The sequence below is a fragment of the Polaromonas sp. genome (assembly GCF_031411155.1).
In the GTDB taxonomy this organism is placed as follows: domain Bacteria; phylum Pseudomonadota; class Gammaproteobacteria; order Burkholderiales; family Burkholderiaceae_C; genus Polaromonas.
The window spans coordinates 1-12,749 of sequence record NZ_JANOAL010000137.1 but is presented as its reverse complement, the minus strand read 5'-3'; the positions used below and the strand labels follow the sequence as shown (position 1 = coordinate 12,749).

12 protein-coding genes and 1 other RNA gene are annotated in these 12,749 nt (G+C 61.6%); 5 read left to right on the top strand and 8 right to left on the bottom strand.

The genetic code is table 11. The annotated features are described in order from the left end of the window. The 5 genes from RMO23_RS09135 to dnaX form a co-directional block, all read right to left on the bottom strand. A partial coding sequence (locus tag RMO23_RS09135) for an ABC transporter substrate-binding protein (RefSeq protein ID WP_309680695.1) occupies positions 1-483 on the bottom strand: 483 nt, incomplete at its 3' end. Between the two features lie 146 nt (positions 484-629). Next, a complete protein-coding gene (locus RMO23_RS09130) occupies positions 630-1,043 on the bottom strand; it encodes an MAPEG family protein (protein ID WP_309680693.1) in 414 nt (137 codons plus the stop codon). 35 nt (positions 1,044-1,078) lie between these two features. Then, complete coding sequence (recR, locus tag RMO23_RS09125; protein ID WP_309680691.1) at positions 1,079-1,705, bottom strand: recombination mediator RecR; 627 nt, start codon at positions 1,703-1,705, stop codon at positions 1,079-1,081. A gap of 30 nt (positions 1,706-1,735) precedes the next feature. Then, a complete protein-coding gene (locus RMO23_RS09120) occupies positions 1,736-2,068 on the bottom strand; it encodes a YbaB/EbfC family nucleoid-associated protein (RefSeq protein WP_309680689.1) in 333 nt (110 codons plus the stop codon). 39 nt (positions 2,069-2,107) lie between these two features. Next, on the bottom strand, positions 2,108-3,919 hold the full coding sequence (gene dnaX / locus RMO23_RS09115) for a DNA polymerase III subunit gamma/tau (RefSeq protein ID WP_309680687.1): 1,812 nt from the start codon (positions 3,917-3,919) through the stop codon (positions 2,108-2,110). A gap of 78 nt (positions 3,920-3,997) precedes the next feature. Here dnaX and ffs point away from each other — a divergent pair. The 5 genes from ffs (at position 3,998) to RMO23_RS09090 (ending at position 7,810) form a co-directional block, all read left to right on the top strand. Continuing rightward, positions 3,998-4,094, top strand: an RNA gene (gene ffs, locus RMO23_RS09110) — signal recognition particle sRNA small type. Positions 4,095-4,188: 94 nt separating this feature from the next. After that, positions 4,189-4,584, top strand: coding sequence for a response regulator (locus tag RMO23_RS09105; protein ID WP_309680685.1), 396 nt, complete (start codon positions 4,189-4,191; stop codon positions 4,582-4,584). Between the two features lie 5 nt (positions 4,585-4,589). Continuing rightward, positions 4,590-5,357, top strand: coding sequence for a YaiO family outer membrane beta-barrel protein (locus tag RMO23_RS09100; protein WP_309680683.1), 768 nt, complete (start codon positions 4,590-4,592; stop codon positions 5,355-5,357). Beyond that, a complete protein-coding gene (locus RMO23_RS09095) occupies positions 5,338-6,396 on the top strand; it encodes a HEAT repeat domain-containing protein (protein ID WP_309680681.1) in 1,059 nt (352 codons plus the stop codon). The genes RMO23_RS09100 and RMO23_RS09095 overlap by 20 nt, the downstream gene beginning before the upstream one ends. Positions 6,397-6,409: 13 nt before the next feature. Continuing rightward, on the top strand, positions 6,410-7,810 hold the full coding sequence (locus RMO23_RS09090; RefSeq protein WP_309680679.1) for a glycosyltransferase: 1,401 nt from the start codon (positions 6,410-6,412) through the stop codon (positions 7,808-7,810). A gap of 40 nt (positions 7,811-7,850) precedes the next feature. On the opposite strand, the gene RMO23_RS09085 is transcribed toward RMO23_RS09090, so the two are convergent. From RMO23_RS09085 to RMO23_RS09075, 3 genes are all read right to left on the bottom strand, one after another. Next, entirely contained in the window at positions 7,851-10,064 is a 2,214-nt protein-coding gene (locus RMO23_RS09085; protein WP_309680677.1) for an ATP-binding protein, read from the bottom strand. A 155-nt stretch (positions 10,065-10,219) separates the two neighbouring features. After that, complete coding sequence (locus RMO23_RS09080; RefSeq protein WP_309680676.1) at positions 10,220-10,675, bottom strand: response regulator; 456 nt, start codon at positions 10,673-10,675, stop codon at positions 10,220-10,222. A gap of 13 nt (positions 10,676-10,688) precedes the next feature. Next, the coding region (locus RMO23_RS09075) for an ATP-binding protein (RefSeq protein WP_309680674.1) at positions 10,689-12,749 on the bottom strand (2,061 nt) is incomplete at its 5' end.

Below are 12,749 nucleotides of genomic sequence, written 5' to 3'. Positions count from 1 at the left end.
CACCAGGTTGGCCATCATGTTGGTGGACGAGTCGGGAGCCGACACGCCTATCTTCTTGCCCCGCAGATCGGCAATCGACTTGTAGTTGGGCATGTTCTTGGTCGACACGCCAAACGCAATTTGCGGCGCCCTGCCCTGCAGCACAAAGGCCTGGAACATCTGGTTTTTTGACTGCAGGTTGATGGTGTGCTCGAACGCACCCGAACAGACATCGGCCGAACCACCGACCACCGCCTGCAACGCGCGCGCACCGCCGGCAAAATCGCTGATTTCAACCTCCAGGCCCTCGGCCTTGAAATAGCCGAGCTGCTCGGAGATGGTGAGCGGCAGATAGTAGAACGCGGCCTTGCCGCCGACTGCCAGCGCAATCTTTGGTTTCTCGGGTTTGGACTGTGCCCGCAGAGAGGGAAACGCCAGCGCGCCAGCCGCCAGCGCCGCGCCGGCGACAATGGTTCGTCGGGATACGAGAGCCTGGTTGTTCATGCGGAAACCTCACCTACTTTTTTGACTCCATTCAGCTTATGGGCACACAAAAAAACCCGCATCGGGGTCATCCCGTGCGGGTTATTACCAGAGCAGGAAATCTGCTTACCAATGGTTACCGGCAAAGCGCCGGCCGCCCCGGCGCATCAGCGATAACCCGCGACCAAAATCGCCAGGTTGACCAGCAGGCCCAGTGCCCAGATCACCGAGCGGGCGCTGGCCAGGTCCGCCACGTACATCATGATGTAGGCGATGCGCAAAACCACGAACAGCAGGGCCAGAATGTCGAGCGAGGTCTGCCCGGCCTGCAACTGGTGCGCAATGATGACGGCGGCAAAAAAAAACGGCAGCGCCTCAAAGGTATTGGCCTGCGCGGCGTTGGCCCGGCCGCGCCAGTCGCGCTGTTTTGCCAGCCAGCCGCGCGGGTTGTGGTTGTCGTAGCCGCCCTCGCGCCGGGGCGTGCTCATCATGCCGTACTTGGCCAGCCCGGCACACACAATCGGCAGCAAGGCGGCGACCAATACGCACCAGTAAGCGATGGTGAAACGCGCAAATGTCATGAGAAAACCCTGTCCTGCGTTGTCGATGTTGAGCTTTAGCGCCGGTCCACCAGCGCGTGGGCGATCGTGCCCAAATCCACGTATTCAAGCTCGCTGCCCACCGGCACGCCGCGCGCCAGTCGCGTGACCTGTACGCCGCGGCTTTTCATGGCCTGGGCAATCACATGCGCCGTGGCCTCGCCCTCGGCGGTGAAGTTGGTGGCCAGAATCACTTCCTGCACCTCGCGCGAATCGGCCGGCAGCGGCTCGCCCTGCGCGTCCCTGGATGCAACCCGATCAAACAGTTTTTGCAGCCCGATGTCGTTCGGCCCAATGCCGTCGAGCGGGCTGAGCTTGCCCATCAGCACAAAATACAGGCCCTTGTAGGCCAGCGTGCGCTCCAGCGCGGCCTGGTCCGCCGGGGTTTCGACCACGCACAGCTTGCTGCGGTCGCGCTGCGGGTTGGCGCAGGTGACGCAGACTTCCTGTTCGGTCAGGGTGTTGCACAGCGCGCAGTGTTTGACGCTGCTTACCGCATGCTCCAGCGCGCGGGCGATTTGCAGCGCGCCGGGTTTGTCATGCTGCAGCAAATGAAACGCCATGCGCGCGGCCGACTTGGCGCCCACGCCCGGCAGCTTGCGCAGCGCCTGGGTCAGGCCCTCCAGGGCATTTGAATCAGCCATTCAGGACGCTGCCTACCCGAATGAGGGTGATCAGAACGGCAACTTCATGCCGCCCGGCAGGCCCGGCATGCCCGCGGTGAGCTTGCCCATTTTTTCCTGGCTGACTTCTTCGGCCTTGCGCACGGCGGCGTTGAAGGCGGCCGCCACCAGGTCTTCCAGCATGTCCTTGTCGTCCGCCAGCAGGCTGGGGTCGATTTCGATGCGTTTGACATCGTGCTTGCAGGTCATCGTGACCTTGACCAGGCCGGCACCGGCCTCCGCAGTCACTTCCACAAATGCCAGCTCGTCCTGGGCTTTTTTCAGGTTGTCCTGCATGGCTTGCGCCTGTTTCATCAGGCCGGCAAGTTGTCCTTTGTTAAACATGGTGAATTCCTTTAATTCTGGCTTTAAAACGGGTGTTGATCATATCGACTTGATGCTGCCGGGGACAATTTTGGCACCCCAGTCTCGAATCATGTCCCGCACCAACGGGTCGTTCTGAATCAATTCTTCGGCGGCCCGCTGGCGCTCCACCTGTGCGGCGGCGTTGCGTCTTGCAGGGGTGTCGCTGACCGGGCCGATTTCAACGGCCAGCCTGAGGCCAGGCTGGCCCAAAACGGTTTGCAGCGCGGTCTGCAGCTTCTCGCGGGCGGCGGGCTGACACAGGGATTCGCGCTCCACGCGCAGGGTCCAGAGGCCATCGGCCTGGCTGCACAGTTCTGACTGCAGCGCCAGTTCGCGCGTCAGCGCCGCCACCGCCTCGGCGGCCACCAGCTGGCTCACGGTCTGGCTCCACGCATCGGCCAGCGACGAATCGGCATGGCTGGCGGCCGGTGGCTGCGGAATTTCGGGTGCTACCAAATTGATAGCTGTATGCGCATGTTCTACCTGGGCCAGAGGCTTACTTTGTTCATTATTCGGGGCTGAAACCGGCTCGGGACCGGGCTCAGCCCGGTTCGTGCCACTGCCGGCGGCAACCGGCGGGACCTGCGCCAGCGGTGGTCGCACCACAACCGGCCGCTCGGGGATTTTTTCGGCCAGCGGCCTCAACCGCTCAGGCAGCGGCTTTTTTTCGGGCTCGGCGGCGCTCCCTGGCGAGGCCGCCCCGGTCGCGGCCAGCGCTGAACCGGCCGGTTTAAAAGCCAGCAAGCGCAGCAACACCATGGTCAGGCCCGCATATTCATCGGGCGCCAGGCCCAGCTCGCCGCGGCCATGCAGGCACAGGCTGTACAGCAGCTGGGTCTCGTCGGCCGGCAGGATGCGCGCCAGCCGGGCGGTCTCGGCAATCTCGGGGTCATGGTCGTCGTCGGCCGCGCCCATCTCGGGCACCGCCTGCAGCACCGCCATGCGCTGCAAAATCGTGGTCATTTCCTCCAGCGTGGACGCCGCGCTCAGGCCATTGAGCCGCAGCACTTCGGAGGTTTCAACGACCAGCCGGCCATCGGCGCGCGCCAGCGCATCAAGCAGGCGAAACACGTAACTGCGGTCCACGCTGCCCAGCATGGTGCGCACACTGGCTTCCTGCAGCTGGCCCGAGCCAAAGGCAATCGCCTGGTCGGTCAGCGACAGCGCATCGCGCATCGAGCCGCGCGCCGCGCGTGACAGCAGGCGCAGGGCCTGCGGCTCGGCCGGCACGTTTTCAATCGCCAGCACCTGCGCCAGATGCTCCAGCACCGTCTCGGGCGCCATCGGCCGCAGGTTGAACTGCAGGCAGCGCGACAGCACCGTGGCCGGCACTTTCTGCGGATCGGTCGTGGCCAGCACAAATTTGAGGTACTCGGGCGGTTCTTCCAGCGTCTTGAGCATGGCGTTAAACGCCGTGTTCGTCAGCATGTGAACCTCGTCGATCATGAAGACCTTGAAGCGGCCCACGACGGGTTTGTAAACGGCTTGTTCGAGAAGTTGCGCAATCTCGTCAACGCCGCGGTTGGACGCGGCATCCAGCTCGGTGTAGTCGACAAAGCGGCCGCTGTCGATATCCAGGCAGGCCTGGCACACGCCACACGGCGTGGCCGTGATGCCGCCCTGCCCGTCAACGCCCAGGCAGTTGAGTGACTTGGCCAGAATTCGCGAGATGGTGGTCTTGCCCACGCCCCGCGTGCCGGTAAACAGGTAAGCATGGTGCAGCCGCTGTGTGCTCAGCGCGTTGCCAAGGGCCTGCACCACATGCGACTGCCCCACCATTTCTGAGAAATTTCGGGGACGGTATTTGCGGGCAAGAACGAGATAGGACATGCGGTCATTCTAATTTGGCCGGAGCGTATTTTTCCCTCTGCCGTCAGGGCTATTGGCAACTCCCTTACAATCATGGCTGACGGGCCTTCCCGCATGGTGAAGCGGCCAACCGGGTCAGGTGGGGAACCAAGCAGCCCTAACTGTGGAGCCAGTGCCGGGGTCAAGGCTCGTCACCTTATTTTTGCCATGGCCACTTGTTGCCTTGCTCTTGCCAGATAACGCGGAGGAGTTGACGTGATCAGTCGCCAGCGGTTTTTTCCCGGTTTAGCATGACAGTGCCGCGCAGCATTCCCGCTTCGGCTCTTGTTGTTGAAGATGACGAGCACATTTCGCATCTGCTCAAGTTCATGCTTCAGCGCGAAAAATACACGGTCCACCTCGCGCGCGATGGCCGCGAAGCCAAAGAGTTTATCGAGCATAACGATCCGCCCAGCATCGTGCTGCTCGATGTCATGCTGCCCTTTTTTGACGGCTTCGCACTGGTGGCCCTGTTACGGGAACAAGCCGCGTGGAAAACCACGCCGGTCATCATGCTGACCGCCAAAACACAGGAGCAGGACATCGTGCGAGCGCTTCACGCGGGCGCCAATGACTACATCCTCAAACCCTTCCAGCCCGCTGAACTGCTGGCACGCGTCAAGCGACTTTCCGGGCCTGTCGCATGAAGAAAATGGCTGGATTTTTTTCGACCCTGGCCATCGCCATGCCGGTCCTTGCCACCGATACCAATACCGATTCCGAGCCCGCCATTGCGCAGACACAGCTCGAGCTCGGCGCCGAATCCAGCCGCCTGAGCAACGGCAGCCCCGACTGGCGCGAGCTTTCCGCGCGCATCACCCGCAAGCTCGGCCCACGCGACGTCAGGGAATTGACGCTGACCCAGACCAGGCGCTTTGGCCTGGACGACCAGCAACTCAGCGGCCTTTATTCAACGCCTCTGTCAGACAAGCTGACCGCAACCCTTGGCGCCAACATCAGCCCGTCTCACAGGGTACTGGCCAAACTGGGTGTCGAAGGCACACTTCAGTACGAGTTTGCACCCGCATGGCTGCTTCATGCGGGCGTGGGCGACAAACGCTATGACACGGTCCATGTGCAGCAGGCCAGTCTGATGCTGGAGCACTACTTTTCGTCGTTCAGCGTCACGGCGGCCTGGCGACCCGTCCGCGCCCTGGGTGTTAACGCCAGCAGTGCTGAATTGCGCGGCTCCTATTACTACGGAGACGCCAATTTCGCCGGCGTCATCGTCAGCAGCGGGCAGGAAGCGACTTCGGTGAACGCCAACACCGTGTTGCTGGCCGATGTTCGCGCCGTGGCCTTCCTCGGCCGCCACTGGTTAAGCCGTCAATGGGCCGTCAACTACGCCATCACAAGCACCCGACAAGGCAGTTTTTACAACCGAAACAGCGTTCGTCTAGGTGCTCAATACCTTTTCTGATCCCTACGCCGCGTTTGCTTTGCGGGTCGGCATCGCGGCCATCGGATTGACGCTGCTGCTGGTACTGGTGATTGTGTTTCTGCGACTCTGGTTGCGAAGAAACCTGCGCAGGGAAAAGGCCTTCATTGCAGTTTGGCGCCCCCTGCTGCTCGAAGCCGTGAGCGAGGCCCAGCCGAATTCACTGCCAGTCCTGCAGGCCCGCGACCGGCTGTTTTTTCTCAAGCTCTGGAACTACCTGCAGGAATCGCTGCGGGGCTCAGCCAGCGACAGGCTCAATGAACTGGCGCGCCGCCTGAAGTGCGATGTGGCGGCACGCGGTTATCTGAAGAAAGGCCGGCGCGCGGAACGCCTGCTGGCCATTTTGACGCTGGGCCATCTGCGCGACAGCGCCTCCTGGGAAGAGCTGGCCGACCAGGCCACCCGCCCGGACAGCCTGGCCTCGATTCATGCCGCCCGGGCCATGACCCGGATTGATCCGCTGCCGGCCATCGATCGCCTGCTGCCCCTGCTGCTGGCGCGCGACGACTGGGGCATCACCCAGGTTGCGGGTTTTCTGGCTGAAGCGCGCCCGGCTTTCGGCCTGCATCTGACCAAAAATATCCGCACCATGAACCAGCGCCATTGGCCGCGGGCCCTGCAACTGGCCGATGCGCTGCGGCTGGAGCTTCCCCCGGCGACCATGCAGTTCATTTTAGGCAACAGCCGCTCGGTCGAAGCCCTGGTGGCCGCCTTGCGCCTGGCCTCCGGCTTGCCCTTGCTGCCCACGGTGCGGCGATTTCTGCGGCACCCCGACTGGCGGGTGCGCGTGGAAGTAGCCCGATGCCTCGGCAATTTTGGCGATAGGGGCGACCTGCTCTTGCTACAGCATTTGCTTGAAGACAAGCACTGGTGGGTTCGCTACCGGGCCGCGCAGTCGCTGGCCAGCATGCCATTTTTCGGACCGGAAGAACTCAGGGCGCTGCGCGCCAAGACCGACGACGCCCTGGCCAGGGACATGCTGGATCAGGTTTTAGCTGAACGCCACGCCATTCCGGCGTAACCCTGCCATCGCGATGATTGAATTCACGACCTGGTTCATCTTTGGCTATTTCATCCTGCTCAACGGGGGCTATCTCGCGCTCAATTTCCTGTCGCTTTTTGCCCTGCACCGCAATAACCAGGAAAAACTGCTGGATGACCTGCCGCAGGTTTTTACCGGGCTTGAGCCCGGCATCAGCATTCTGGTGCCGGCCTATAACGAGGAAGCCACCATCACGGCCTCGATTCGTTCGATGTTCCAGCTGACGTATTCCGATTTCGAGGTCATCGTCATCAATGACGGCTCGAAAGACAGCACCCTGGAGGTGCTCAAGCGCGAATTTTCCCTGCTGCCCTTTCCGCAAGCACGGCGCGAGGGCCTGGCCACCCAAGCGGTGCGCGGCGTCTACCGCTCCATGCGCTACCCCAATCTGCGCGTCATCGACAAGGACAACGGCGGCAAGGCCGACTCACTGAATGCCGGCATCAATGCCGCCCGTCACCCGCTTTTTTGCGGTGTGGACGCCGACTCCATCCTGGCGCGCGACAGCCTGCAGCGCGTGGTCAAACCCTTTTTGAATGACCCCGCTACCGTCGCCACCGGCGGCACGGTGCGGGTGGCCAATGGCTGCGAAGTCAGCGATGGCTTTTTGACCAAGGTCGGGTTGCCGACCAATGTCTGGGCGCTGTTTCAGGTGGTTGAATACCTGCGGGCCTTTCTCTTCGGCCGGTTGGGCTGGTCCCGGCTCAACGCCATGCTGATCATTTCCGGCGCCTTTGGCCTGTTCAAAACCGAGGTGGTGATTGCGGCCGGAGGCTACCGCAGCAAGACCATTGGCGAAGACATGGAACTGGTGGTGCGCATCCACCGCCTGCTCAGGCAGCAGCGGAAAAACTACCGCATTGAATTTGTGCCCGAACCGGTGTGCTGGACCGAGGCGCCCGAAGATTTCAAGACCCTGAAAAACCAGCGCGTACGCTGGCAACGCGGCCTGTCGGAAAGCCTGAGCAGCAACTGGGGGCTGATGTTCAGCCGCAACGGCGGCCCTCCCGGCTGGCTGGCGTTTCCCTTCATGATTCTTTTTGAATGGCTGGGTCCGGTGGTTGAACTGGGCGGCTACCTCTTCATGGCCTATGCCTATGCCTTCGGGCTGATCTCCTGGCAGGCCTTCTCGGCTTTCCTGGTGATGGCCGTGGGCCTGGGTGTCCTGCTTTCGGCATCGGGCCTGCTGCTGGAGGAAATCTCGTTTCACATGTACCCCAGGTTCCGCCACCTGGCCGTGCTGTCGCTGGTGGTGGTGCTTGAGAATTTCGGTTACCGGCAACTCAACTCCTGGTGGCGTTTGCTGGGCCTGTATCGCTGGGCCGCCCAGCGCGAATCAAGCTGGGGGGAAATGAAACGCAAGGGTGTGGGCCAGGCGCCGAAAGCGCCTTAGCCAGGGCAAGCCGGGTAGCGGCGGCAAAAAAAAATTCGGCTCAAGCGCTTGGTGCCAGCGGCAACTCAAAATAAAACTCGCAACCCTTGCCCGCCTCGCTGACAAAATCAATCCTGCCCTGATGCGCTTCAATAATGCTCTTGCAGATATTCAGGCCCAGCCCGGTGCCGCCCTTTTGGCGCCGGTCTGACGCGTCCACCTGCGCAAAACGCTGAAAGATTCGGCCGCGAAAGACTTCGGGTATGCCGCTGCCGGTGTCAATCACCGACACGCGCACGAAGCCGGCCAACTGGCGCAGGTGGACATGCACCACGGCCCCGCCGGCCGGAGAGAATTTGGCCGCATTGGACAGCAGGTTGACGATCACCTGAATGATGCGGTCCGCATCGACACTGACGACGGCGTCGGTGGAGGCGGCGCTCAATTCGAACTGGACCCGGTATTGATCGGCATAGCCCTGCGTCGCCGTGATGGCCTGCTCCACCAGGGGCAACAACGCTTGAGGCACTTTGTGATAACCCATGCTGCGCGAGGCTATCTTTTCCACATCCAGAACATCATTGACCAGGCGCACCAGGCGTTCGGCACTTTTGTGCGAAATACCCAGCAGCTCCCTGGCGTCAGGTGGCAACTCGCCCGCCATGCCGGATTGCAGCATGTCAAGCGATGCGTAAATGGCGGTCAGGGGAGTTCTGAGCTCATGGGAAGCGGTCGAGATGAACTCGCTCTTCATGCGTTCGACCTGCTTGCGCTCCGAAATGTCGTACAAAAAGGCGCTGAAAAACTTCAGCTTGCCGGTGTTGATCAGGCCAATCCTGATCTCAACGGCAAGCTCACGGCCGTCCCGCGTGAGCACCAGTCGTTCCAGGTTGGTATTGACAAAGCCGGCCGCCCCCGTGCTGCTAAAGACGTGCATGGCCTTGGCGATGCCGTCCCGAAAGCGCTCAGGCACCAGCACACTCAATGACTGGCCGAGAATTTCCTCGCGGCTCCAGCCCAGCATTTTTTGCGCTTGCGTATTCCAGTCGGTGATGCGGCCCTCGAAATCCACCCCGATGAACGCCCCCTGCGCCGTTTCCACAATGGTCTTGATGCGGTTTTCGTTCTCGCGCATGCTGTCCAGGGCTTTCGTCAATTGCACGGTTCGCTGCACGACCCGCCGCTCGAGCGTGACATTGAGCTCCATCAGGTCGGCTTCCTTCTGCAACAGCTTGCGGATCAGGGCGTTGAACGATGCGCTCAATGTCCTGACTTCTGCATAAGAGTTGTCCACCGCATCAATTTCGGCGGGCAGGCCGGCCTCCAGCTGCTGGGCCGCACTTGACAGCTTTCCCAGCGGACGAATGATGCGTCCGCCCATGACCCAAGCCAGCAACAGACTGCCCCCGAGCAGCAGCGTCAGCGCGGCCATCAGCCAGCCCGCGGTGCGCCACAAGTCACTTGTCAGACCCTGGTACGGAACCATCTTTGACACGGTCCAGCCCGAATAGGATGAGCGATTAAAAACCAGCAAGGCCGCGAGCCCTTGCGGGGTGATGGTCTCCAGCCGCCCCTGATTGCTTTGCTTGAGCCTGTCCAGCAGCGGCTTGGGCGCTTGCTGGCCGACTGCTGAGTTAAGCGCCTGGTTTTGCGCGACCACGGTGCCCTTGCGGTCCAGAACAGCCACCAGCCGGTCCGCGGGGAGCTGCTGCTGCGCCAGTATTTCCGCAAAACGCGTCGGTACGATGCCGCCAATCAGCACGTAAAGCAGCTTGCCATCCTGCTTGACCGGCACACCGACACTGATCAGCGGCCCCCGTAGCACCGCTCCGACAAACAGGTCCGAGATCACCGGCTTCATGGTCGCCACCACGTTTTGCAACAATCCCAGGTCGCCGACCCGCGGCAGCGTTGCACCGGCGGGCCGCAGTGTATTGATCAGCTGCTGCCCATTCAGGTCGGCCAACACAACACTGGCGATGCGTTGATCCTGCACGATGCCCCTGGCCTGGAGGTCGAATGCCGCCAAATTCCGCGAAGTCAAATTGGGCGAACTGGCCAGCGCCAGCAAGGCCGTTTCGACGCTGACCAGTTCGCGGTCCACCGCAAAGCTCAAAGCCAGAACCGAAGCCGACGACTCGCGGACGATCCTGGACTGTTCATTCTGGTAGTAGGCATAGACCAGGGCCGCAGCCATCAGGAAGGCCGGGACCAGACAGGCGGCAACCAGCCAGGCCAGGCGCGTGCGTATCGACGAGATGCGTTTAGGGTTCAAAGCTGGCGCCTTGGCAATTCAGGTTTCCCGGCAGCAGGCCAGTCTTGACAATGGTAAATCCGGTGTCGAGAGCCGTGGCGCCAAAGCCGGCGCCATGGCTCACCTTACTTTTCGCCCTCAGACCGGCAAGCGCGCTTCGCGACCAGCCGATGGCATCACGGGTGTTCCGGCACCACCACCACGGTCAGCCAATAGCCCGCGAGCTGGCTGATGGCTTTGACGAAATTGTCGAAGTCGATGGGCTTGGTGATGTAGGAGCTGCAGCGCAGCTTGTACATTTTCTGGATGTCCGCCGCCTCAAACGAGGTCGTCAGAACCACCACCGGAAAGTGCCGCAAGGCGTCATCCTTGACGATTTCCGACAGCACCTCGTACCCGTCCATCAGGGGCATGTGCATGTCCAGCAAAATCAGGTCCGGCGTGGGCGCATCGGCATAGTCGCCCTGCTTGCGCAAATACTGCAGACATTTCTCGCCATTGTCGACATGGTGAAGATTGATCTTCAAGCCGGCCTCCTCGAAGGCCGCGCGCGTCAGAAAAACATCGTCCTCATTGTCTTCGACCAGCAAAATCTCGGCAATTCTGCTGTTGGCGATGGGGCTGATTTTCATGACGTCTCGCTTTCTACAGATGGACTGGAATGCTGAAATAAAAGGTCGTCCCTTCGCCGGGAGTCGACGCCAGCCAGATTCTGCCATGATGGCGCTCAATCACGCGGCGGCAAACCGCCAGGCCAATGCCGGTTCCGGGGTATTCCTTCTGGCTGTGCAGGCGTTTAAAGACCTCGAAGATCTTGCCGTGGTGCCTGGCGTCAATCCCGATGCCGTTGTCGGCCACCGAAAAGATCCATTCCTGATCCCGCTTTTCGGCCGAGATGTGCACCACGGGTGCATGTCTCCTGCAGTATTTGATGCCGTTGCCGACCAGGTTCATCAGCAGTTGCACCAGCTGTGTGCGATCACCGGTCACGCTGGGCAAAGCGCCGGCGGTGACGCTGGCGCCCGAGTCGCGGATGGCGGCATCGAGCAACTGGACCACATCGTTGACAACCACCTGGCAGTCAACTGGCTCGTGCGGCCGGGGCTCCGAGTTGACCCGCGCGTAGCTCAGCAGGTCATCGGTCAACTGCTCCAGCCGCTGCGTGGCTTCAAGGCTGCGGCCAATCAGTATGAGGGCCTTCTCGTCAAGGTTCGGCCCGTGGTTTTTTTGCAGCAGCTGCATGAAGCCGCCTATGGAGCGCAGCGGTGTTTTCAGGTCGTGCGACGCGACAAAGGCAAACTGCTGCAAGTCCAGGTTGCTGCGCTCAAGCGCTGCGTGGTCCCGCACGCGGGTGGTCACGTCGCGCAAAACCACTGAAAAAAGCTTGCCCTCGGCCGTCTCCAGCTGCGAGATCGACGCTTCCACCGGAAATTCCTCGCCGCTGGCGCGCTGTCCGTAAATCACCGTGCCGTCGCCCATGCTGCGTGAGCTAATGCCTGTCTCGGAAAAACGCTGAATATGCGACGCGTGGCCGGCGCGAAAACGCGCCGGCATCAGCTTGTCGAGCCGCTCACCCAGCATCTGGGCAGCCGGCCAGCCAAACATTTTTTCCGCCGCCAGGTTGTACAGGACGATGCGCTGGTCACCGTCCACGGTAAGAATCGCGTCCTTGGCCGACTCGACAATACCGCGCATGCGGGCCTCGCTGCCTCTCAAGGCCACATCCGCCTCGGCCAGCAACACCGAGGCCTTGACAATCGCCTTGCCGACTTCATTCGCCTCACGGATCGCCAGCTCAGGCAGCGCTACCCCCTTGCCACCCCCCAGTGCCAGTGCCGGCGAACTCAGCGCCTGGATGGAACGCGCAATACGCCCACCCATGACCCAGGCAATGCCCAGAGCGCTCATCATCAGCAGCGCAGCCAGCCCACTCAGCAGCCAAAAAGAACGCCGCATTTCTGCCGTCAGGCTCTCAACCGGGGTACCGATGGCCACGGTCCAGCGCGTCGTTGCCGAGCGCACGAACACCGTCAAGACGGGAATGCCCTCCAGCGACACCAGTTCAAAAGTGTTTTCATTTTCATTGTTCAGGCGCTGCAACAGGCCAGGTGCAACCTTTTTTCCGATAAACCGGTCGATCTCGTGCGTGCGCGCCACGACGGTCCCGGAAGCATCGGCAATCACCGCAATCCGGTCCGCGCCAAACCGCCTTGCAAGCAACAATTTCTGAAAATAGGCGGGCAACATGACCCCCATCAGGTAATGGGTGAATTCAGCGCCGTTGCGCACAGGCACAACCACCCTGACCACAGGCCGGTTGAGAACCGGCCCGATAAACAGATTTGAGGTGTTCGCCCGCCCGGAGGCGAGAACACTTTCGAACTGGCTTAGACCAGGGGCTTTGGGCAAGGGCGAGCCAAAGGGCGTGGCCGTGTTCACCAGTTGCTGGCCACCGGGCTCGATCAACACAATGTTGTTGATATTGCTGTCCGTCAGCAAACCCGCACCCTGGGCGTGAAACGCAGCGAAGTCCCGATGCGAAATGGAGGGTGAGGTCGACAAGGCGCGCAGCGTTCTTTCAGCGCCGAGGAATTCTGCATCGACCGCGAGCATCAGCGCGCGCGCCGCATCCAGCGATTCGCTGACAAGCCGGGCCCGGCTCCGCTGATAGTCGTCATACAACAGCACGGCGGCCATCACGATGGC